This is a genomic window from Bacillus sp. NP247 (assembly GCF_018966865.1).
Lineage (GTDB): Bacteria > Bacillota > Bacilli > Bacillales > Bacillaceae_G > Bacillus_A.
In genome coordinates this window covers 796,975-821,004 of the sequence record NZ_CP076653.1, presented here as the reverse complement: position 1 = coordinate 821,004, position 24,030 = coordinate 796,975, and the positions used below count along the sequence as shown (strand labels likewise).

The 24,030-nt window shown below is 34.3% G+C and carries 18 protein-coding genes and 1 pseudogene; 16 read left to right on the top strand and 3 right to left on the bottom strand.

What is annotated here, in order from left to right; genetic code table 11:
- Positions 1 to 201: 201 nt before the first annotated feature.
- Entirely contained in the window at positions 202 to 1,233 is a 1,032-nt protein-coding gene (locus KPL75_RS04260) for an oxidoreductase (protein WP_219919533.1), read from the top strand.
- A 56-nt stretch (positions 1,234 to 1,289) separates the two neighbouring features.
- Here the strand turns inward: KPL75_RS04260 and KPL75_RS04255 are convergent, their stop codons facing one another.
- Entirely contained in the window at positions 1,290 to 1,733 is a 444-nt protein-coding gene (locus KPL75_RS04255; protein ID WP_219919532.1) for a VOC family protein, read from the bottom strand.
- 59 nt (positions 1,734 to 1,792) lie between these two features.
- Here KPL75_RS04255 and KPL75_RS04250 point away from each other — a divergent pair, with 59 nt between their 5' ends.
- Entirely contained in the window at positions 1,793 to 2,761 is a 969-nt protein-coding gene (locus KPL75_RS04250; RefSeq protein ID WP_219919531.1) for a helix-turn-helix transcriptional regulator, read from the top strand.
- A 94-nt stretch (positions 2,762 to 2,855) separates the two neighbouring features.
- Here KPL75_RS04250 and KPL75_RS04245 read toward each other — a convergent pair whose 3' ends face one another.
- A complete protein-coding gene (locus tag KPL75_RS04245) occupies positions 2,856 to 3,449 on the bottom strand; it encodes a TetR/AcrR family transcriptional regulator (RefSeq protein WP_219919530.1) in 594 nt (197 codons plus the stop codon).
- Positions 3,450 to 3,613: 164 nt separating this feature from the next.
- On the opposite strand from KPL75_RS04245, the gene KPL75_RS04240 reads away from it, so the two are divergent.
- The 9 genes and pseudogenes from KPL75_RS04240 (at position 3,614) to KPL75_RS04200 (ending at position 15,153) form a co-directional block, all read left to right on the top strand.
- Positions 3,614 to 4,507, top strand: coding sequence for an ABC transporter ATP-binding protein (locus KPL75_RS04240; protein ID WP_219919529.1), 894 nt, complete (start codon positions 3,614 to 3,616; stop codon positions 4,505 to 4,507).
- Complete coding sequence (locus KPL75_RS04235) at positions 4,500 to 5,306, top strand: ABC transporter permease subunit (RefSeq protein ID WP_002199699.1); 807 nt, start codon at positions 4,500 to 4,502, stop codon at positions 5,304 to 5,306. The genes KPL75_RS04240 and KPL75_RS04235 overlap by 8 nt, the downstream gene beginning before the upstream one ends.
- Positions 5,307 to 5,515: 209 nt before the next feature.
- Complete coding sequence (locus KPL75_RS04230) at positions 5,516 to 6,049, top strand: RNA polymerase sigma factor (RefSeq protein ID WP_000864747.1); 534 nt, start codon at positions 5,516 to 5,518, stop codon at positions 6,047 to 6,049.
- Between the two features lie 12 nt (positions 6,050 to 6,061).
- Positions 6,062 to 7,060 carry an anti-sigma factor gene (locus tag KPL75_RS04225; protein ID WP_219919528.1) on the top strand — a complete coding sequence of 333 codons (999 nt, stop codon included), beginning with the start codon at positions 6,062 to 6,064 and terminating at the stop codon, positions 7,058 to 7,060.
- 17 nt (positions 7,061 to 7,077) lie between these two features.
- A pseudogene (locus KPL75_RS04220) lies at positions 7,078 to 8,114 on the top strand (LCP family protein).
- A gap of 348 nt (positions 8,115 to 8,462) precedes the next feature.
- Entirely contained in the window at positions 8,463 to 10,169 is a 1,707-nt protein-coding gene (locus KPL75_RS04215; RefSeq protein ID WP_219919527.1) for a peptide ABC transporter substrate-binding protein, read from the top strand.
- A 283-nt stretch (positions 10,170 to 10,452) separates the two neighbouring features.
- Positions 10,453 to 12,168: a peptide ABC transporter substrate-binding protein gene (locus tag KPL75_RS04210; RefSeq protein ID WP_219919526.1), complete on the top strand. Its 1,716-nt coding sequence runs from the start codon at positions 10,453 to 10,455 to the stop codon at positions 12,166 to 12,168.
- A 441-nt stretch (positions 12,169 to 12,609) separates the two neighbouring features.
- Positions 12,610 to 14,316 (top strand): peptide ABC transporter substrate-binding protein, encoded by a 1,707-nt coding sequence (locus KPL75_RS04205; RefSeq protein ID WP_002146347.1) that lies wholly within the window; start codon positions 12,610 to 12,612, stop codon positions 14,314 to 14,316.
- A gap of 117 nt (positions 14,317 to 14,433) precedes the next feature.
- Positions 14,434 to 15,153 carry a class I SAM-dependent methyltransferase gene (locus tag KPL75_RS04200; protein ID WP_219919525.1) on the top strand — a complete coding sequence of 240 codons (720 nt, stop codon included), beginning with the start codon at positions 14,434 to 14,436 and terminating at the stop codon, positions 15,151 to 15,153.
- A 39-nt stretch (positions 15,154 to 15,192) separates the two neighbouring features.
- On the opposite strand, the gene KPL75_RS04195 is transcribed toward KPL75_RS04200, so the two are convergent.
- Positions 15,193 to 15,594 (bottom strand): hypothetical protein, encoded by a 402-nt coding sequence (locus KPL75_RS04195; RefSeq protein WP_219919524.1) that lies wholly within the window; start codon positions 15,592 to 15,594, stop codon positions 15,193 to 15,195.
- A gap of 136 nt (positions 15,595 to 15,730) precedes the next feature.
- Here KPL75_RS04195 and KPL75_RS04190 point away from each other — a divergent pair, with 136 nt between their 5' ends.
- The 5 genes from KPL75_RS04190 (at position 15,731) to KPL75_RS04170 (ending at position 23,972) form a co-directional block, all read left to right on the top strand.
- Positions 15,731 to 16,066 (top strand): hypothetical protein, encoded by a 336-nt coding sequence (locus KPL75_RS04190; RefSeq protein WP_219919523.1) that lies wholly within the window; start codon positions 15,731 to 15,733, stop codon positions 16,064 to 16,066.
- Between the two features lie 274 nt (positions 16,067 to 16,340).
- Entirely contained in the window at positions 16,341 to 18,437 is a 2,097-nt protein-coding gene (locus KPL75_RS04185; RefSeq protein ID WP_219919522.1) for a vWA domain-containing protein, read from the top strand.
- An 83-nt stretch (positions 18,438 to 18,520) separates the two neighbouring features.
- Positions 18,521 to 21,883, top strand: a complete 3,363-nt coding sequence (locus KPL75_RS04180) for a tubulin-like doman-containing protein (protein ID WP_219919521.1) — start codon at positions 18,521 to 18,523, stop codon at positions 21,881 to 21,883.
- Between the two features lie 57 nt (positions 21,884 to 21,940).
- Positions 21,941 to 22,081 (top strand): hypothetical protein, encoded by a 141-nt coding sequence (locus KPL75_RS04175; RefSeq protein WP_002066460.1) that lies wholly within the window; start codon positions 21,941 to 21,943, stop codon positions 22,079 to 22,081.
- 514 nt (positions 22,082 to 22,595) lie between these two features.
- Positions 22,596 to 23,972, top strand: coding sequence for a branched-chain amino acid transporter BcaP (locus tag KPL75_RS04170; protein ID WP_219919520.1), 1,377 nt, complete (start codon positions 22,596 to 22,598; stop codon positions 23,970 to 23,972).
- Positions 23,973 to 24,030: the final 58 nt, after the last annotated feature.

Here is a 24,030-nt window from a genome sequence, read left to right as displayed (position 1 = left end):
TCTTGTTATAATAATAAAATGAAATCGTTCTCATAAAGTGAAACTTTAATCAGTGGGATTTTCTTCATTCCCCACTGATTATTAGTTGAACCAATCGGGCTTTTACGAGCAGTTGATCCCTCACCTAACTTCTTTGCATCCGTTGAATTTTGAGGTAGGGATCTTACTGCCCGCAAGTAGCGGGATAAATGGAGGGGCAACATGAAAAAAATAGGTGTAGGGATTGTAGGATTTGGATTTTCTAGTACAACATTTCACATCCCGTTATTACAAACGATAGAAGAATACGATATTCGTGCTATTTTATCATCAAAAGAAGAAGTAGTGAAACAAGCATTACCAAATGCTGAAGTTGTTGGTACAATTGATGAATTAGTAAATCGAGCTGATATTGCCTTAGTGGTCATTACTTCGCCGAATACAACCCATTTTCCATATGTAAAAGAAGCGATTGTACACGGTAAGCATGTTGTTGTGGAAAAACCATTCGTTGTTTCAATTGAAGAGGGAGAAGAACTTATTTCATTAGCGAACCAACATAATGTCGTTTTAAGTGTTTATCATAATCGCCGTTTTGATAATGATTTCTTAACGATAAAGAAATTATTACAAGAAAAAAGAATAGGAAATGTATACGCATATGAAGCGCATTTCGATCGTTTCCGCCCACATGTACGCGATCGTTGGAGAGAAAAGAACTTACCAGGATCAGGTATATTATATGATTTAGGATCGCATTTAATTGACCAAGCATTATCAATATTTGGGAAACCAGATGCAATAAGCGCAGATGTAATAAAACAACGACCAGGTGCAGAAGTTGATGATTACTTCCATGTTGTACTTCACTACGGAGTAAAGCGCGTTATTTTACATAGTAGCAGTTACGTAAAGCAAGCTGGACCGCATTTTACACTGCATGGAGATAAAGGTTCTATTGTGAAGTACGGTATGGATTCACAGGAAGAACAATTAAAAAATGGAATGAAGCCAGGCGATAACGGTTATGGAGCAGACTCTGAAGAGAATTTTGCTACCTTAGAAACAGAAGAAGAGTTAGTACGTATTCCGACAGAAGTCGGCTGTTATGACATGTATTATAAAGGTGTAAGAGATAGTATTGTAAATGGTGAGAAACCACCTGTAACAGCAGAAGAAGGCTTGGAAGTTATAAGACTTATTCAATTAGCTATTGAAAGTAGCGAAACGGATAGAGCCATTCCTGTACGATAAAAAAGACACGAACTTCGTGTCTTTTTTATTAGGAACATGTGAATATGACGAGTTATTTAGTTTAATCGTTTATCATACATTAACTGGATTTGTATGCCGAAAGGATCTTCAATAATACCATATGCTTCACTAAATATATTTTTTTCTAATGGAGAGATTATTTTTACATGCTTATCGGAAATTAAATTATTATAAAATCTTTGTATTTCTTCTAAATTAGCGCTTTGAATGCAAAGTGACATGTTATTTCCAACGTTATAACGTTCATTAGATTTCATTGTATCTTCTGCTATCATTAGCTTTGTATTCCCAATTTGTAGAACAGAGTGAGAAATATAATCTTTATTTTCGCTTGTAATTTCAAAAGAACTGTCTCTTTTGGCCATTTCTTCATACGTAACAATCATTAGCTTCTTGGCTTCTAAATTGCGAATGTAAAAATTAATTGCCTCCTTTGCTTTCCCATTCATTGAAAGAAAAATAGCTATTTCTAATGTCATAAATATCTTACTCCTTTTTTAGTTAATAAGTATAATATAGACTAAAAAGGTTTCAATATGTGACACCTTTTATGGAGGGAAATATGAAAAAATCTGAACGAATAAATGATATGCTTATTTTCTTAAATAATAAAAAATATTTTAATTTAAAAGATTTAATGAATAGATATGCTATTTCTAAAAGTACCGCGTTGCGAGACATTCAATCATTGGAAGAAATAGGTGTGCCAATATATTCTGAATTAGGTAGAAATGGAAGTTATAAAATTATAGAAAATAGTATGTTATCACCAATTTATTTTAGCGTGGATGAAATGTATGCTTTATACTTTTCAATCCTTACATTAAATGGATATAAGACGAAACCATTTAATATAGAAAGTATTGCACTTGAAAATAAATTTAAAAATGTATTACCTGATAATGTGAGTAAAAATATTTCAATTATGGAACAAACGCTTTCCTTTGAAGTAACAAACCATAGTAATTTTAGTCCGTTCTTGAAAGAAATTTTACAAGGGATTTTTGCTGAAAGGGTTTATCGTTTAACATATTTGAAGAAAGATAGGGAGAAAGAATTAATTGTCCAATTCATTCGAATAGAATCTAAATTCGGACAGTGGTATGCTAAGATTTTTAATTTTGAGACGAGGGATATTCAAATAATCAGATGTGATAAAATTCTTTCTATTACAGAAACAAATAATACTAATCCTAAAAAGCTGGAAGAACTATTAAGTTATCTTGCTGCTTTTCACAGAAAACCTGATGCAATTGATTTTACTGTCATTGTTAATCAATATGGAAAAGACATCTTTGATAAAGAGAGTTATCCTTCTATGAGGATACAGAAAGAAAATGAAAATTACATTATAACAGGCTATTTTAACAAGAAAGAAGCAGATTTTATTTCAAGTTATTTTGTAAAGTTTGGAAAAACGATTATTTCAATTCAGCCTCTCATGCTAAAAGATTTAATCTATAATAAGGTATTATCTATAACGAATCATTTAAGTTCTTTGAGATAAAGTTAGTTTTAATAATTCTTTTTGGCGTGAAAAAGCCCTTGAGATTTAAATATCCAAAGGGCTTTTTTTGATTTTGTTTGTTCTTTAGAAAAAATTATTTTTCTGGGACGGAAAGTCCGTAAAAGAACATCGTAACTATATCTTGTATATGTTTTTCTCGATCTCCTTCAAGAAGCTGTGCCCCGAAATCATCACCTAATTTAGTGAACATTTGAATGTAAAGTAACATCATTTCTTTTGAAAGGTGTGGATTAATTTCATTTTTGCGCTGTGCTTGTTCTAATATTTCTAAATACCAAGGCAAGATTTTTTCGTTTTGATAACTATAAATAAATTCTCGGAGCGTTTCGTCTCTTTGCATCATTTGTAGTAACATATCAGGCTGAAATAATCCCCCAGTATTCATTTTTCTTACAATCATTTTTTGCATCATATCATGAAAAGGTAATTTTTCTTCTGCAAGATCTTTATAATATTGAAATTCAGATATTATAAATTCTTGTATAAGTTCCCTAAATAACGCATCTTTACTTCCGAAATGATTATAAATTGTAACTTGAGAAACGTTTGCTTTTTTTGCAATATGTTCTATTTTTACTTCATTAAATCCGCGTTCTGAAAATAATATAAAGGCCGCATCTTTAATGGCACGTTTTTTCTTTTCTTTCACTTTTTCAAAGCCGTTCAAAGTAATCACCTCATTTAAAATATACAAGAAAAAATAATTAAAAACAATATTTTTGAAATATGGACATATAAATATTTCAAAAAGTTGTTGCGAATATGAAAGATGAGGAGTACAATGATTTTGAAATATCATACATTAAATATTTCAAAAAATGAGGTGGGCTTATGATTTCAGTTCAAAATGTTACAAAACAGTTTTCAAATGGAAAAGGCTTGTTTGATATTACATTTGAAGTGAAAGAAGGAGAAGTTTTTGGCTACTTAGGACCAAATGGTGCCGGGAAATCAACAACGATTCGTAATTTAATGGGATTTATAAAACCGACGGCTGGTAAAGCGACAATTTTCGGATTAGATTGTTGGGAAGATGCTGCGAAAATTCAAAGAGAAGTTGGTTATTTACCAGGAGAAATTTCTTTTATTGAAGGAATGAACGGATTAGATTTTTTAAAGTTGATGCAAGGAATGCGTGGGTTAAAAGATATAAAAAGACGAGATGAATTAATAGAACGTTTGCAATTCGATGTGAAAACACCAATTCGAAAAATGTCTAAAGGAATGAAACAAAAAGTAGGGATTGTTGCTGCATTTATGCATGATCCAGAAGTACTAATTTTAGATGAACCGACATCAGGACTCGATCCACTTATGCAGCAACTATTTATAGATTTAATATTAGAAGAAAAGCAAAGAGGGAAAACGATTCTTATGTCGTCGCATATTTTCACTGAAATTGAGAGAACTTGTGACAGAGTGGCTATTATTAAAGATGGTTGCCTTGTAACAGTTGAAAACATTCATGATTTACAAGGCATGAGAAGACAGGTGATAGATGTAACTGTATCATCAGAGGAAGAAATCGAGTCTCTTAAACAATGTGATTTGCAATTTGAAGGAGTGAAAGGTAGAGAGGCATCAATTATTGTGCAAGGAAACTATCAAACTGTTTTACAAACACTTTCAAACTATAATGTAACGGCACTTCAAACGAGAGCGACGGATTTAGAACATTTATTTATGCATTATTACGAGAAGAAAGAAGGGGTAAAGCATGAATAAACAACTATTTTTAGCTAGTTTGAAAGAAACTCAAAAAAGTATATTGAGCTATGCTACTGGTGCAGCTCTTTATTTATGGTTATTAATTTGGATATTCCCATCGATGGTTTCAGCGAAAGGGTTAAATGAATTAATAAGTGCTATGCCTGATAGTGTAAAAAAAATCGTTGGAATGGAAAGTCCGATTCAAAATGTAATGGATTTTTTAGCGGGTGAATATTATAGTCTATTGTTTATTATCATTTTAACAATTTTTTGTGTCACGGTTGCAACGCATTTAATTGCTCGTCATGTAGATAAAGGGGCGATGGCATATTTATTAGCAACACCTGTATCAAGGGTGAAAATTGCAATTACACAAGCTGCTGTTCTCATATTGGGGCTACTAATTATTGTAATTGTTACTTATGTAGCTGGTATATTAGGTGCAGAATGGTTTTTAAAAGATAATAATTTAAATAAAGAATTATTTTTGAAGATAAATGTAGTCGGAGGGCTAATATTTTTAGTGGTTAGTGCCTATTCATTTTTCTTTTCCTGTATATGTAATGATGAAAGGAAGGCACTTAGCTACTCAGCAAGTTTAACAATCCTATTTTTCGTATTAGATATGGTAGGGAAATTAAGTGATAAGTTAGAGTGGATGAGAAATATATCCTTGTTTACATTGTTTCGTCCGAAAGAAATTGCTGAAGGAACATATAATATATGGCCAGTAAGTATAGGTTTAACTGCTGGAGCGCTTTGTATCTTCATAGTAGCAATTGTAGTGTTTAGGAAGAGAGATTTGCCGTTGTAAAGTAGAAAGTCCACTGAATTAGTGGGCTTTTTTCGTTTGTGAATTCGAAGGGATATCTTTTAGAGAAACATTTAAGTAGATAGTCAAAATGGAATGTTTACATTTTTTCTTGTAGAAATATTCAAAAAGAAGTGAACCTTTTTCTAGGATACTTCGTCTAATATGTGTAAAGTTTAATTAATAGAGAGGCTGAAACAGGAGGACCAATTGTGAAAGTAATTCCTTTATATAAGATGATTGTAAAAGAAGAAACGGATGTTTCTTTAGCAAAAAAGGGTAATCATGAGGCTTTTATGACACTTATACATACAGAAAAAGTAAAGATGTATCGCATTGCGAAGGCGATGTTACGTGATGAGACGAATATAGAGGATGCGATGCAGGCAACAATTTTAAAAGCTTATGAAAATATAAAAAAACTGAAAAAGGAAGAGTTTTTTCAAACTTGGCTCATTAGAATTTTAATAAATGAGTGTAACAATATAATTCGCTCTTATAAAAAAGTAATTGTAATTGAGGATCATGATAGTAATATGGTGGCGTTCGATCGATATGAAGATATTGACCTTTGTAATGCTATTCAGTCTTTAACGGAAGAACTAAGAGCTGTAACTGTACTTTATTATTATGAAGATATGAATCAAGAAAGTATTGCAACGCTTTTAGAAATTCCAAAAGGAACGGTTAAATCAAGATTGTCACGTGCAAGGGAACAATTAGAAGAGCGATTAAAGATGGAGTAGGAGGTGGTTAAAATGGATAAAGAAAAATCATTTGATGAAAAATTAAAAAAGAGAATAGAAAAAGATAATACCGTATTGCCACAGGCACTAAACGAAAAAATTAATGATACACTTCGTAATCTTCCTGTAAAAAGAAAGAGTTATAGAGTACATATGATGTTTATTAGTGCTGCTGTTCTAACGCTGTCAATTGTATCTATGTCTGAGTTTTCTATACAGAGCTTTGCACAAAATGGAGGGATGTTTAATTACGTAAAGAAGAATGCGTTTTCTGATTATGAGAATGAAGAAGAAATGAAGTCGAACGTCAATTATCCAGATAAGGAAAAGATTCATCAAAAGATGCTTGATTCAATTGATCATTTCCAAAATGTTTCAGGGCAATTCGAAGAATATTCTAGCTCTACAAGAATTGCTACAACATATAAATATGCGATTGATACGGAGAAACAAAGTGGTATTTCATCTAAAGAAGACAAACTATCGAAAAAAAGCACGATTATTTATAGCGAGGACGGAAAAAAAGAGTTTAATGATAAGAATAATACGTATAAAGAGACGAGATGGAGCCCAAAAGAAAGAAATAATGAACTATTAAAATTAAGCCCTACGGAAAGGTTGTTGAGAAAATCAGGTGAGAAGAAACGGTATGATGACGAATATGTGGGATTCGCTAAGTACAGTATTCAATCAGAATTTGCTGATCTATTAATTCGATATAAAGATTGGAGTTATAAAGAAACGAAGTATCTTGGACTCGATTGCTACAAAATAGAAGGGGTAATAAACATAGAAATGCCTGTAAGTACATCTGAAGATTTTAGAGGGAAATTTGAAATGGTTGTAGATAAAAATACGGGGATTATGTTGAAGTTCCTTAGTTTCCATGAAGGTATGATTCAATATTCGATTACGACTGAATGGATACAAATTAACAAAGGATTGAAAGAGAATGTATTTCAAAAGGATAGCACTAATTATGAAAAATTGAAAAACATATTAGATGAATAGAAAACGGAGGGAACTATATGGAGAATACCTCTCCTTCAAGAGAAAATAAAAATAAACGAAAATATAAAAAGACAACGATAATAAGTGTATTGTTAGGAGTATTACTATTTGGTGGAGTTGGTTATGGTGCTTATGTATATATGAAAACTTCTAATCTCGTACAAAAATCTAATATGAACTTATCGCGTGGTGAAAAATCAAATTTACGTGAGAAAGCTGTAAAGCCAATTACAAACAACGTTTCAATGTTAATTATGGGAATTGATGAAAATCAAGAACGGCAAAAGGGGTATAATGGTGCATTTCATACGGATGCATTATTATTAGCTACGTTTAATAAAGAAGATAAGACAGTGAAGTTAACCAGTATACCACGAGATACATATACATATGTTCCAATCGAAAAGAAAAAAGATAAAATAACACACGCATATGGAAGTGGTTTCGTTAAAAATGGAAAAGATGGAGGGCCACAAGCTTCTGTTGAGGCAGTAGAAAAGTTACTGCAAGTGCCGGTAGATTATTTTGTGAAATTTAATTTTGATTCATTTATTAAAATTGTTGATGGGCTCGATGGTGTTGAGGTAGATGTCCCAGTTGAATTTACTGAACAAAATAGTAAAGATGAACCTGATACGATTCACTTGAAAAAAGGGGTTCAAAAATTAACGGGAGAAGAAGCACTTGCTTTGGCGAGAACTCGTCATATTGATAGTGACGCAATGAGGGGACAGCGCCAACAACTTGTTATTGAGGCGATTTTAAGTAAATTAAAAAGTGTAGGGTCTATTACAAAACTGGAGAAAATGGTTGAGGCCGTCGATGGTGATTTTAAAACAAATTTAGCATTGGATGATATTTTATCTTTTTATAAATATGGTTTAGATTGTTCAGTTGAGAAGATTCAGCTAAATGGTGATGATTTATATTTACCAAATGGCCAAAATGGACAGCGTGTATATTATTATAATCCTAATAAAAAGACTTACAAAATTTGAGTAATACACTCAGAACACATCTTGGATTAAGTGAGAAACAAATTGAGGGAAATTAAAGCAGATCTTATATCTGCTTTTTTTGTTTTTGTAGGAAAAAGATTTCTGGAATATACATTATTTATTAACGATAATCTACAGTCTATTTATTAGAAAATATAATTAACACTATTAAATTAGTGTATATGTAACGATAAAAAACGATGCTAAAAAACTATATGGAATTTTTATGAATATTACTGTAAGAAAATAATTTTTTAAAAATTTTCAATAATAATACTTTACAAATTTTAAAAAATTAGTAGAATAAGAATTAGTAAGAATCGTCTGATAAATATATAAAGAAAAACAGAATTATCAGAAAATTCTTTAATAGCTATCGTTAAGAATTGGGGAGGGTACAGAAAATGAAAAAGAAAAAAATGAAAAAACTAACAGCAGTTGTAGTACCGGTTTTAGCAATGAGCATGGCACTAACAGCATGTTCTACATCAGGCGGAGATAAAAAAACAAGCACAAACTCAAGTGGAGATAGCAAGTCAGAGGGAAAATTAGCGGCAAAACAAGTGTTGAATCGAACAGTAAACCAAGAGATTCCAACGATGGATTCTTCTAAATCAACAGATACAGTATCTTCACAAATGCTAGGGAATACGATGGAAGGATTATATCGTCTGGATAAAGATAATAAGCCTATTCCAGCTGCAGCAGAATCTAGCACGAAAAGTGAAGATGGTAAAAAATATACATTTAAACTACGTAAAGATGCAAAATGGTCAAATGGAGATCCAGTAACGGCGAAAGATTTCGTATATGCTTGGCAACGTCTATTAGATCCAAAAACAGCTGCTGAGTATGCATTTATCGCATTCCCAATTAAAAATGCAGAAGTGGTTAATAAAGGTGAAAAACCTGTAGCCGAATTAGGAGTGAAAGCGGTAGATGATCTTACGCTTGAAGTTGAATTAGAGCAAGCGGTACCGTACTTCTTAAACTTAGTAGCATTCCCATCGTACTACCCATTAAATGAAAAATTCGTAAAAGAAAAAGGGGAGAAGTTCGGTATAGAGTCTGATACAACAGTTTATAATGGACCGTTCGTTCTTAAAGATTGGAAGCATGAACAAGGATGGCAATTAAAGAAAAATGATCAATATTGGGATAAAAAGACTGTAAAACTTGAAGAAGTTAACTTCAGTGTTGTTAAAGAACCAGCAACTCTTATCAATTTATATGATAGCGGTCAAGTTGACTTTGCTTTATTAACTGGAGAGTTCGTAGATAAATACAGAAATAAGAAAGATGAATTCGGAACATATTCACAAGTGAGTACGTATTTCATTCGTATGAACCAAAAACGTGATGGACAAGATACACCATTAAAGAGTAAAAAGTTACGTGAAGCAATTGCACTATCAGTTGATAAAAAGAATTTAGCAAACGTAATTTTAAATGATGGATCAAAAGAAGCTGACTTCTTAGTACCAAAAGGTTTAGCAACTGGACCAGACGGTAAAGACTTCCAAGAAACGTTTAAAAATGGTTTAAAACCAAATGCTAAAAAAGCTGCTGCAGCTTGGGAAGAAGCGAAAAAAGAGCTAGGTAAAGACCAAGTTACAATTGAATTCTTAAACTATGATACTGGTAATGCGAAAAAAGTTGGAGAATATATTAAGGACCAAATTGAGAAGAACTTAAAAGGTGTAACAGTTAACATTAAACTTCAACCATTTAAGCAAAAACTAAAATTAGAATCTGAGCAACAATATGATATTTCATACGGTGGTTGGAATCCAGATTATGCAGATCCAATGACGTTCTTAGATATGTTTGAGACTGGACATTCTCATAACCAAATGAGCTTCTCTGACCCTAAATATGACGGCATGGTGAAAAAAGCTGGAACGGAATTAATGAGCGATGCAAAGAAACGTTGGGAAGAGTTAGGAAAAGCTGAAAAAACATTACTTGAAGAAGATGTAGCGATTGTACCTTTATATCAACGTGGAGATTCTTATGTTTTACAACCAAATGTAAAAGGTGTAGTAAAACATAATATCAGTCCAGAATTTAGCTTTAAGTGGGCTTATGTAACCGAGAAAGACGGGAAATAATAGAATTTAAAAAAGCATTCCAAAAGTAGCTAATCTACTTTTGGAATGCTTTTTTTAGTGTAATTAAATAGAGAAGAATAAGGGGTATAGTATGTAAATACAGTAGATGAGGGATAAATCATACTAAATTACGAAGAAAAAATCTGAATATTTAAAATAAAACTATTTACAAACGCGAAAAATAGAGTAGAATAATATTAGTTATAATTTTCTGAAAAGTAAATCCTTAGCAAGGGGTCTCTCAAGGGTTGGTACTGTACATATAATTGGGGAGGGTATAAAAATGAAGAGAAAAAAGATGAAAAAGTTAACAGCAGTTGTAGTACCAGTTTTAGCGATGAGCGTTGCATTGACAGCGTGCTCTGGGTCAGGTGGAGAGAAGAAAACGACTACTACATCTAATAGTGGGGAAGAAAAAAAATCTGATATTAAATATGCAGCGAAGCAAGTATTAAATCGTACGGAAAACCAAGAAATTCCGACGATGGACACTTCTAAATCCACTGATACGTTAGGGGCACAAATTTTAGGGAACACAATGGAAGGGTTATATCGTCTTGATAAAGATAATAAGCCTATTCCAGCTGCTGCAGAATCAAGTACGAAAAGCGAAGATGGTAAAAAATATACGTTTAAACTGCGTAAAGATGCGAAATGGTCAAATGGAGATCCTGTAACAGCGAAAGATTTCGTATACGGATGGCAGCGCTTACTTGATAAAAACACAGCGGCGGAATATGCGTTTATTGCCTACTATATTAAAAATGCAGAAGCGATTAATAAAGGTGAAAAACCTGGAACTGAATTAGGAGCGAAGGCGGTAGATGATTACACGCTAGAAGTAGAATTAGAAAAACCGGTACCGTACTTCTTAAATTTATTAGCATTCCCGTCATACTATCCATTAAATGAAAAGTTTGTAAAAGAAAAAGGCGATAAGTTTGGCTTAGAAGCAGATACAACGGTGTATAATGGGCCATTCGTTATGTCTTCATGGAAACATGAACAAGGATGGCAGTTGAAGAAAAATGATAAATATTGGGATAATAAGACTGTGAAATTAGAAGAAATTAATTATAGTGTAGTAAAAGAAGTTGCTACGAAAGTAAATTTATATGATACAGGATCAATTGATTTCACACTACTATCAGGAGAGTTTGTAGATAAATATAAATCGAATAAAGATGAATACGGTGAGTATGCAGAATCAAGTACATTCTTCTTACGTTTAAATCAAAAGCGTAACGGACAAGATACACCGTTAAAGAGTAAAAAACTTCGTGAAGCAATTGCATTATCAGTTGATAAAAAAGGTTTAGCAAATGTTATTTTAAATAATGGATCAAAAGCAACAGATCAATTGGTTCCAAAAGGGCTTGCGACAGGACCTGACGGTAAAGATTACCAAGATACGTTTAAAAATGGTCTGAAACAAGATACGAAAAAAGCAGCAGCTGCATGGGAAGAAGCGAAAAAGGAACTTGGAAAAGATCAAGTTACAATTGAATTACTAAGCTATGATGATGGAACTGCGAAAAAGATTGCTGATTATGTTAAAGATCAAATTGAGAAAAATTTAAAAGGTGTAACGATTAATACGAAAATTCAGCCGTTCAAACAAAAATTAAAATTAGAGTCAGCGCAAGATTATGAAATCTCTTATGCAGGTTGGAGTCCAGACTATGCGGATCCGATGACATTTATTGATATGTTTGAATCGAAGAGCCCATATAACCAAATGAGTTATTCGAATCCGAAATACGATGAAATGGTGCAAAAAGCAGGTAATGAATTATTATCTGATCCGAAGAAGCGTTGGGAAGCGTTAGGAAAAGCAGAAAAATTATTCCTTGAAGAAGATGCAGGATTAGTTCCTTTATATCAAACAGGAAGATCATATGTAATGAAACCGAATGTAAAAGGCGTCGTTAAACATAACATCAGTCCAGAATATAGCTTTAAGTGGGCGTATGTAACTGAGGATGGCGGGAAAAAATAATATAGAGGCATTTTAAAAGTGGCTAAGCTGCTTTTGAAATGCTTTTTTGTATGAATAGGAGAACAAGGCACATGGAAATTTTGAGAAATGTTGAGGTTGCTTTTAAAATTCTACTGTAGGAAATTAGAAAAGAGTTCAACAATTGGATAGATAAATGATAGCAGAGAGTTCATATTGATGAGAAAAATATAGAACTTAGTAATAGAGAAGAATAAGAGGAGGTATGATTACATATAGTAGATGGGGGATAATTCATATAGTAGTAATAGTAAAATAACAAGTTACTATCATAAAAAAATAAACTTTTAGAATATTCTTAAAAATACTTTACAAAACCGAAAAAAATAGTAGAATATTAATTAATAAGAATTTTCTGATAAATAAAGTTGGTAGAAATCTCTAAAAGTTAGTAGCGTACATATAATTGGGGAGGGTACAAGAATGAAGAAAAAGATGAAAAAGTTCACGGCGGTTGTAGCGCCAGTATTAGCGATGAGTATGGCGTTAACAGCATGTTCTGGGTCTTCCGGTGGGGAAAAGAAAACGACTACGACGTCTAATAATGGTGGGGAAGAGAAGAAATCCGATATTAAATATGCGGCAAAGCAAGTGTTAAATCGTACAGAAACGAATGAAATTCCGACGATGGATACTTCAAAAAATACAGATACACTTGGCTCGCAAATTTTGGGGAATACAATGGAAGGTTTATATCGCCTTGATAAAGATAATAAGCCAATCCCAGCTGTAGCAGAATCTAGTACAAAAAGCGAGGATGGTAAAAAATATACATTCAAATTACGTAAAGATGCAAAATGGTCAAACGGTGATCCTGTAACGGCGAAAGATTTCGTATTTGCATGGCAACGTCTAGTAGATCCACAAACAGCTGCTGAGTATGCATTTATTGCTTACTATCTTAAAAATGCAGAAGCAATTAATCAAGGGAAAGCAGAAGTTTCTACGTTAGGCGTAAAAGCAGTTGATGATTATACGCTTGAAGTTGAATTAGACAGACCGGTACCATATTTCTTGAACTTAATGGCATTTGCATCATACTATCCGTTAAATGAAAAGTTTGTAAAAGAAAAAGGGAAGAAATACGGTTTAGAGTCCGATACAACAGTTTATAACGGTCCATTTGTGCTTACTGATTGGAAACATGAGCAAGGTTGGAAGTTGAAGAAAAATGATCAGTATTGGGATAAAAAGACAGTGAAATTAGAAGAAATTAATTATAGTGTAGTAAAAGAAGCAGCTACTAGGGTGAATTTATATGATACAGGTGCAATTGATTTTGCACTTTTATCTGGAGAATTCGTTGATAAGTATAGAAATAAAAAAGATGAGTTTGGAGCATATTCGGAAACAAGTACGTTTTACTTACGTCTAAATCAAAAACGTGGTGGGCAAGATACACCGTTAAAGAGCAAAAAATTACGTGAAGCAATTGCATTATCGGTTGATAAGAAGGGTTTAACTAATGTAATTTTAAATGATGGTTCAAAACCAGTTGATTACTTAGTAGCAAAAGGTTTAGCAAGTGGACCAGACGGTAAAGATTTCGCAGAAACATTCAAGAATGGTTTAAAACAAGATTCCAAAAAGGCAGCAGCAGCTTGGGAAGAAGCGAAAAAAGAACTTGGAAAAGATCAAGTGACAATTGAATTATTAAATTATGATACTGGTAATGCGAAAAAAGTTGGGGAGTACGTAAAAGATCAAATTGAAAAGAATTTAAAAGGTGTAACAGTAAATATTAAACTTCAACCATTTAAGCAAAAACTAAAATTAGAATCAGATCAAGATTATGATTTCTCATATGGTGGCTGGAATCCAGATTATGCGGATCCGATGACGTACCTTGATATGTTTGAAACAAAAAATTCTCAGAACCAAATGAGCTACTCAAATTCAAAATATGATGAAATTATTGATAAAAGTAAGACGGAATGGATGGCTGATGCAAAAAAACGTTGGGCAGAGTTAGGGAAGGCAGAGAAATTGTTACTTGAAGAAGATGTAGCGCTTGTACCTTTATATCAAAGTGCTAAAGCATATGTTATGCAACCAAATGTAAAGGGAATTGTGAAACATAATATTAGTCCGGAATATAGTTTCAAATGGGCGTATGTAGAAGAGAAATAATAAAAGAAAAAAGCATTTTCAAGTTGCGGTATTATAGCACTTGAAAATGCTTTTTTTCTGTGCACTATTTTTTTATGGATGAATATATGTATTATAGAAAACTCAAAGGAGAATCTCATGAAACGAAACACATACATTGATTTTCTAGCTTATTACGGAATAGGGAGTGCTCATCCCGGTGGCTTTACGCTAACGAAACAATTGCTAGCTCAATTGCCGCTTAGACAGGGAGCTAATGTCCTTGAAATAGGTTGCGGCACGGGGAAAACAGCGGCGTATATGACAAAAGAATTGGGTTATAAAGTGACAGCGGTTGAAAAAAATGAAATTATGATTCAAAAAGCGAAAGATAGATGGTTGTTTGATGGTTTAAATATACAATTGATTCAAGGAGATGTAGAAGGATTACCGTGTTTAAATGATTCATTTGAGCTTGTACTTGGAGAATCTATACTCGCTTTTACAAATAAAGAAAAGGTTATTTCGGAATGTTATCGTGTATTACAGGAGGATGGAAAGCTTGTTGTCATTGAAATGATTACCGAAAAACATATTGAGAAGAAAGAGGAAGAAAAGATTGGACAGTTATATGGTATGAAAGAATTACTAACTGAGAATGAGTGGATTCATTTATTTAAAGCAGCAAATTTCAAAAAAATCACAATTGCGGGTGGCGGAACTATTGCACAAACAGTTGCAGGGCATATGGAGGAGCCAGAGTGGAATGTATCATCATTTATTCCAGAAGAACTGTATGAGGCGTGGGTACAGCATGAACAAGTACTACTTATGTATCAACATATTTTAGGGCATCGTATTTTTATATGTGAAAAATAGAAAAGAGAGTTGGCTAAAGATAGTCAACTCTTTACTATATTAGATGAAAAATAATGCAGCTAAAGTAATTCCAAAAATGAAACCAAATCCGAGTTCAACGCCCCAGCCGCCACCCCAGCCGCCGCCACAACCACGGTCACAGCCACGGTCACAGCCACCGCCGCCGCCGCCCCAGCCCCAGCTACCGCCACCGCCACATCCGAAGCCGCAGCTGTCACATCTACTAAGACCACCGCAAATATCACATCCACTGTTTGAATATGCGTCATAGTATCCAAATCCTGTATCAAAAGATGAACGCCCTTTTACCGGTTCGATCCAAACAGAATCATCTGTCACATCTACTATTTTACCTAAATGGATGCGACCGTCACGATCTTCAATTCGAACTACTTTTCCAAAATAACGTTGGCATGTATCATAACATTTTTGTCTATGCATGTTCTTTCCTCCTTCCCATTACAGTAATACGATATGTAAGCGGGACAAGTGTGGCTTGTATGAATGACCTATCTATCATAATTGTTATAGGAAAGGGGAAATATACGAACAGGATACATAACGAGGAGGAAGAGAAATGAAATCTACAGACCAATTTCAGACGTACGAAGTTCCTTGGGAAGAATTTATTGAAGCATTGCGGGGGGAAATGAAGAAACAAGTAGGGGCAGATATTATTGATACGGTCGTATGTAATTTGAAAGATGGTTTTGAAGTGTATACATATATGCAAGGAGATTTGGATTTTGAATATAAGGAGGCGCTTGAAAGAAAATACGGAAGCGATGCGAAGATACCTAACTTACTAACGGTTATGCTGTTAGCTAGTATTTACAATACAAGTGAAGAGAATATACGTTTACATGCAGATCAAAAGGAAAATCCGATTGTTGAAGTATATGTGAAGAAGTAAAGAGTGCGCTAATTATAGCGTGCTCTTTATTTCTTGTATTGAAAAGAAAATCAAACTTTAATGGTGGAATTTATAGCGGGAAAAGTATGAAAGCTATGTGTTATTTCAGATATATAATAAGGAAAAAACTCGAAATAAAATATGGGAGTAGTTCATTTTTGTTTACATAATGTAATTGTTGTGAACTGTTGTCCTAAAATACAAGTCATATATCTTGTTTCCCCTCATAAATTTAAACATAGGAATTTGTCTACAAAGGTGGCGAAGCCTCATCATGAAAATTCGAATTTGTGCCACGTTCATGTTGTTTCTATTTATATGTTTACCTTTTTCAGTTTTTGCAAAAGGAGAGGAGGCAAAGGAAAGGGTCGTTTCACTTGTATATGATGATTCGGGCAGCATGAGAAATAACGATCGCTGGAAGTATGCCAATTACGCCTTGCAAAGTTTAGTTGCGCTATTAGATGAGAAAGATAAGTTTTCTTATGTTCCAATGAGTAAGCCAAATGATCCGTTAAACATTTTGTTAACAAAGGATCAAAGGCAAACAGAAATTAATGGAATCGGCGCGTGGAAAACATATTTAAATACTCCATTTAGCGCAGTAGAAACGGCGATGCAATCTATAAAGAAGGAAGCAGATATAGATGGGAAACGTGAATTTTGGCTTATTGTATTAACTGACGGGGCATTTAATGATTTGGAGAAAGATAAGGTTGGCGGAAAAGAACAAATTAAACAGAAGTTAGCACAGTTTAAGAAAGAAATGGATTCTAAAAAGATCTCTTTGCACCCAGTCTTAATCACGATGGAAGAGGATTTAGGGCAGCAAGAGAAGCTGCAGTTAAATACGTTTAAAGAGATTTGGAAAAAAGAAATGAATGGAGTTGTCATGCCGTCTAGCGGTGAGGATGGTATTGTACAAAGTGTGAATCAAGTGGCAGCATTAGTTGCAAATCGTGATCCGTTTTCTTCTGTTGAATCGATTGTCAAAACGAAAATAGTAGGGAAAAAAGTAGAGATTACAACACCGTTTCCATTAAAGCGCATGACACTTGTACGACAATCACCTTCTTTGTCTAATTATAAAGTTATGCAACTTTCCAAACCGTTACAATTGCAGTCTTCTTTTTCCATACATGCACCAGGAGAAGCTAAATTATTCGGAAATATAGTGCATGTAAGTACAGAGAATCAGGAAGTGATTAAGCCAGGGACATATACGATAGAAGTGGATCAGGACATTGAGAAAGAGGGATTACAAGTACTTGTTGAACCAGCGCTTAATTATACAGTTTCTACGTATGACAAAGATGATAAAGATAGAAAAAATGTTGAGAAAATGTATGAAGATGTGACAGCCGTTATTGAAGCGAAACCTACTGAATTACCAATTCAAACTTCTTATTTCGAAGCAGAAGTAGAAATAGACGGAAAGCAGTATCCGATGAAGTGGGATGATAAAAGACATGTGTTTTATTACGAGACAAAAGTTGGTAAAGAGTTAGTACGCGGGAAAGTCCATATGAATATAAAGGGATTTTATAGACAGACGAAAGAATTCAAGATTGAACCAGCTGAAAAACCAAAATTATCACTTCGAGCTGTTACGAAAGATTATGAAGAAAAGGTAACAAATTTAGAAAATAGTAAACCGTTCATTTTACAACCACTATTAAATGGTGAACCAATGACAGAAGAGGCTGTAAAGAAATTATTAAAATCTACTGGTGTCACATCCAATCAATCGATCAACTACGAATTAAAACAGCATGGTAGTCAAGTTTATGTTTATCCTCGACCTTATTACTCCGACACATTCAATTTTACAGATACCGGCACCGTAGAGGCTACCATCACGATCAATGATTCAAAATTACAAGAAGTAAAGGAAAAGATTGTACTGCACATTGAAAATGCGCCGTTTTTTGAGAAGTATGCGCTCGTTTTTAAATTTGTAATTCCTATTACTTTATTACTTTTAATAGTAGGAATTATTATTTTAGGATGGATTGTTCGTCCGAGATTTCATCGGAAAGCATTACTATATTACGAATGGGATCAAGAAGTAGCGAAAGATTGGCTTTATCAATCTGAACCAGAGTTACTTAAAAATAAATGGTGGAAGCACTATTTTGGCATTCCATTCCGAGCAGAAAGAAAGACTGTGCAATCTGTAACATTAATAGCGAAAAAAGGATCGAAATCTATATTTGTAGCGAAAGAATCGCAAGTAGTTGGGATGATTATTGATGGAATGTTTATTACAGAGGAAGAAGTGGGAATGGAGCATAAGACGTTGTATCCAAATGAACTTTTAGTAATTGATAGAGGATATGGTAAGGAGATTTACCGGTACGAATGTGAATAGTAGATAGGGTGTAAGAGGGGCGGAGGAGGCCCGGCTCTCTTTATTCTTCTTTTCAAACAAGCAAGAATAGGAAGGTGGTTCACATGACATTACAAGTTCCAACAATTTTAATTGGCTTAGGTGGAATCGGTAGTACTGTCACACATCAAATATATGAAAGATTATCTGAGGAGCGTCGTAAAAAGGTAGCGATGCATGTATTTGATACAGATGTGAATACATTGAGTAAATTTGATCATATTCGGAAGTTTAAGACGCAAACGAGCTCGAGTAAAACACCGAGAGAGTATATTGCGGGAGATCCAACGATTCAAGAGTGGTTCCCGATGGACCCGACTATACTTGATAAACCGTTAACGGAAGGAGCGGGACAGTTACGTGTCATTTCACGTTTAGCGTTACGTGCTGCGATGAAAGAAGATAAACTCACATCGTTTTGGCAAGAAATCGAGAAGATTTTTCCAGTTACAAGTGATCAGACGGAATATGGTGTACGTGTCATTATTGTAACATCACTAGCTGGCGGAACAGGCTCAGGGATGTTTTTACAAATCGCATTATATTTGCGTGAAATGCTCCGGAAGAAATTGCAGCATCACAACATTTTAATTCGCGGTGCGTTTTTAATGCCTGATGTTTTAGTTAAGACGAGAACGGTTAGTGCGAAAGAGTTTGAAACTGTGCAAGCGAATGGTTATGCATCGTTAAAAGAGTTGCACGCTATTACGCTCGGGTCGACTGGTGAATTATCAAAACGAGGCGGCGTAACGATTGAATTAGAATATCGTCCTGATCAAGTGGATGAAGATGGAAGAACAAATCATACGATAAAGCAGCATCATTTACCGTACAATTATTGTTTCTTATATGATTATGAAAATTTACATGGGCACCATTTGCACAATTTATCGGATTATATGGAGCAAATGGCAAATACGATTTATTTACAGTTATTTAGTCCAATGTCTGCAAATCATTTTGCGCAAGAAGATAATCAAATTCAGCAATTGGCAGAATCGAGTGGGAAAGGGAGATATTGCGGAGCAGGAACGGCGAAGCTCATTTATCCGTATGAGCACGTTTTGAAATACTGTGCTTTAAAATGGGCGGTGCAAGGTTTAGATGAATCTTGGCTTCATTTAGATCAACTGTTTCAAGAGAAGAAGCAAAGATATGATCAAGATGTAAAGCGCGGTATGCAGCGTGAAAAGCCAGAGCGCGGGAAAAGTTATTTAGAAGATTTAGAGCATCTTGCTACTCGTCCAGAGCAGGCCCATATTTTTTATAGACAAATGTTCAATGAGACGCGCGAAGGGGCAGAGGGCGGTAAGGTTGGTGTTGCGAAGTCTAAGTTGTTTTTAGAGGCTGTCGAAAGCTATGTACACCGTACAGTGCAAAAAGATGAAGAATTAAACCGCCTGCAGCATGAGTGTAAAATATCGGCTGCCAAACTGAAAATGATGGAACAAATGAAAGGTGAAGTAGCGAGAGTTGATCATGCGGTTCGTTTATATGCTTATGCGATTCCGAGCCGTGTACATGAGCATGTGACTACACTTTTATATGACATGGTCGAATCAGACCGCTTTATACCGAGTGGATCAGAAGGACAGTCTTATCAATTAAATACATGGTTTTTAAAGAAAACGGATCCGGTTCATCCTGTCGCAGCACGTTTTATGCTGTATGAAATTCGTAAGCAGTTAGTAGAGAAGATGAATCGACTGCATGAAAATAATGAACAAAAGCGTAATTTAATTCAAAACTACGATAAGAAATTTAATGTGAGTAATATTGATGGAACGGTAACGGCTGTTCGCCGCGTTGAAATTGCTCAGCAACAAGGCTGGGTCGGGAAAATGTTTTATAATCAGCAACGTTTGTTCAAAAAAGAATTTGAAGATATCGTAACGCAATATGTCCACAAATTAAGTGAGTATCGTAAAGAAATGTTGTTAGAACTCGTGTATCAATCGCTATACCAAGCAGTTGATAAAATGATCCAATATTGGGAAAGATTCTTTGATAATTTACACGAAACACGTGAAAATTTATTGTTTGAAATCCAAAAGCGAAGCAAGGAATTTGAGGGGAAAACGAACCCGACGAATGTATATGTATTAGCAGAAGAGAAATTGCAAGAAAAGATTTGGCAAGATATGCAGCAGCATTTAAATTTAGGTGTATTACCGAAAGATATATCGTCCGAAATTTATATGAGCTTGTACGGGGAATATTGTCGTGATGCGAAAGCCGAAGAAATTCAGTCGAAAAAGGTGGAAGACTTCTATCGTGAACATATATTGAGTTATTGTTATGACGAACTTCAAGTGCGCTATCGTGACAAACTGGAGCTTAATATCGTTGAAGCATTGCGAAAAGAAGCAGATTTCAAGAAACGTGATCGTGATGAATACGTTCGTGAAAAAATTGAAGATCTTTTCCATTTAGCAAGTCCGTTCGTTCCGAAAGTTTCTCATCATAGAGAATTACAATATTGGGGTGTACATCCATCTTTAAAACAAGAATTGCAAGAAGAGTTATTGCAAGAAATGTTTAAAGAAAAAGATACGGTAAACGAGGCGTTTTCACCATTTGAAGTGATTTGTTATCGTGCTCATTACGGATTATCGCTACAAGATTTTCCTAAGCTTTCATCTGGGCATATTGCAAATGGCTTTATGAACGATAAAGGTGACTACTTTCAATCGTATTATCGCCGCGTGAACAAATTAAATAGTAAAAAATCTAGTTTGACGCCGCATTTAGATAAATATTGGCACTTACCAGCCTTTATGCCAGACTTGAATGCAACGCAAACGAAGTTAGATTACGATAAATGTAATCGTGCTCTTCTATACGCGTATATGTATCGCTGGATTAGCCTAGTGGCTGTAGATGGACAGTTCGTGTATCAATATAACGGTGTCGGCCGTAGCTTTTTAATCCAGTCGATGGGGAAAAATATTTCAAGCGAAAGTTATAAGTTGCACAGAGCATTGCTTCATAATCCGTTTATTTATGAAAATATCTTGTCCAGGTTTGAAGAAGAGCAAGAAAAGGCAATGATACAAGGTGGGCATTTATATACACATGCATTTGTATTAGGGGCTCAAGATATTAGATGGCTTCGTAAAGAGCATGTCCATAATATTTTAGATATGATTTTAATGTATGATCGTGAGGCAAAATATGACCCGACGTTAGAAGAAACATCTGATGATTTGTTAAGGCTATTCCTTGATGAAATTGAGCTGTATTTCCAAAACTATTACGGAACAGGTGCAGATATGGTTGCAAAGAAAGAGAAAGAGATGTTTATGAAACAATTGTGGGATCGTTCGTATGCGAAAGGGTATGTGGATCCAAATAGTGCGCCTTATAAAAAATGGCAAAATGTATTACATGTTCCCGATGAAGAAGAAGTGCCAAAAACGAATGTATAATGAGTGAAAAGGGAATCCTTAAGAATGGCAATACAACTTTAGAAATGAGGGATTCCGATGCCGTTTTTAGGAAGTGTATATCAAATATTTGGATTATATCCAGAAATTTATTATGGAATGATTTCAGCAGAGCTGCAAGAAGAAGCTCGAAAGGAACATATCGATAATAGTAGTACAGAAATTGAAGCGGAAGAATAAAGCGCAGATGAACATCTGCGCTTTTTTTATTGTCCTAAGTGAAAATACTGTTTGTAATTTGTAGGGAAGTTAATCGGTCTAACAAGATGAAGAGTTATTTCTATATAACGAATCGACTGGTTTTATTGTGTTTGCATACGGGGATTACATTGGATTCAATGTATAAAAATGAATTTTGAAATAATGAAAAGTGTATTAAAATGGGAATTGATAGTGTTTGTTAGTGGTATCGTATATTTTGAAATGCTATTTTGTTTATAATTATTCAATTCGGGTGAATTAATTATATTGTTGACAATATAATTAATCGTGTGATAAATTCAATCAATCTTCTAAAAATATGCCTGTTAATAAGCGTATTTTCAGGAGATTGATTTTTCTGATTTTTAGGTGTGTAATTTGTGGAGTTTATATAGGGAGTGGAAGTAAAGCATGAATATTATTAATGTGTAATAGCAAAAGTAATAAAGATTGTAATGAGTAAGGGATAATTTTGAAAAAGAGGTTTCTACGAATGAGTTTATTTATAAAGAAAGCAATGAATGAAGAAAAGAAAAAAGTGTTACAACAAACTTTAGGAGCAATTGATTTAACGCTTTTAGGAATTGGAGCAATTATTGGTACAGGCATTTTCGTATTAACAGGTATTGTAGCAGCGAAACATGCTGGTCCAGCAATTGTATTATCTTTCATGTTAGCTGCAATTGTATGTGCTTGTGTAGCCTTTTGTTATGCTGAATTTGCATCTACAGTCCCGGTCTCAGGAAGTGTGTATTCGTATACGTATATGACATTGGGTGAGATTTTTGCTTTTATAGTTGGCTGGTGTGTTATGTTAGAGTACTTATTAGCTACTTCTGCGGTGGCGGCGGGATGGTCAGCCTATTTTCAGTCATTGCTACTAGGGTTTAATATTCATATTCCGGCAATCGTTGCTTCTGCACCAGGGATGGGGAATGGCGGAATTATTGACTTGCCAGCGGTTATAATTATTTTAGTTGTTACATTTTTACTAAGTCGTGGTGTGAAAGAAAGCGCACGTATAAATAATATAATGGTTATTATTAAACTGGCTGTTATTTTAGTATTTATTATTGTAGGGGCAAAGTATGTAAAGCCAGAGAATTGGCAGCCATTTCTTCCTTTTGGATACCATGGTGTTATTGGGGGAGCTGCTACTGTATTTTTTGCCTTTTTAGGTTTCGATGCAGTTGCAACAGCAGCAGAGGAAGTGAAACGCCCACAACGTAACGTCCCAATTGGGTTGCTTGTCTCTTTATGCATTTGTACAATTCTTTATGTTGGTGTTTCATTCGTGTTAACTGGAATGGTTCCATTTACGGATCTGAATGTAGCTGATCCAGTAGCATATGCACTGCGTATTGTAGGAGAGGATAGAATTGCTGGTCTATTATCAGTTGGAGCGATAGCTGGTTTAACAACAGTTCTGTTAGTTGCTATGTTCGCATTTGTTCGAGTATCGTACTCGATGAGCCGAGATGGATTGCTACCAAAAAGATTTTCAAGTGTTCATAAACGTTATCAAACACCATTTTTTAATACATGGATTACAGGAATTCTTGCAGCTTTATTAGCAGGTTTATTGGACTTGAATTTGTTGGCAAATTTAGTGAATGTGGGAACGATAACAGCGTTTATATTTGTATCTATTGCTGTCATTGTATTAAGGAAGACACATCCTAATTTGAAAAGACCGTTTCGTGCTCCGTTAGTTCCATTCTTACCTATACTTGCGATAGTAAGTTGTTTATATTTAGCATTAAATCTTTCTAAAGCCACTTTAATCAGTTTTGCAATTTGGGTTATTGTAGGTATTTTTATTTATTTTATATACGCGAAAAAACATAGTAAGATTAGAAATAAAGTATAAGGTATTACAATGATGGTTGTAGGCTAAAGTTTTTTTACCTATAGCCATTTTTATTTGT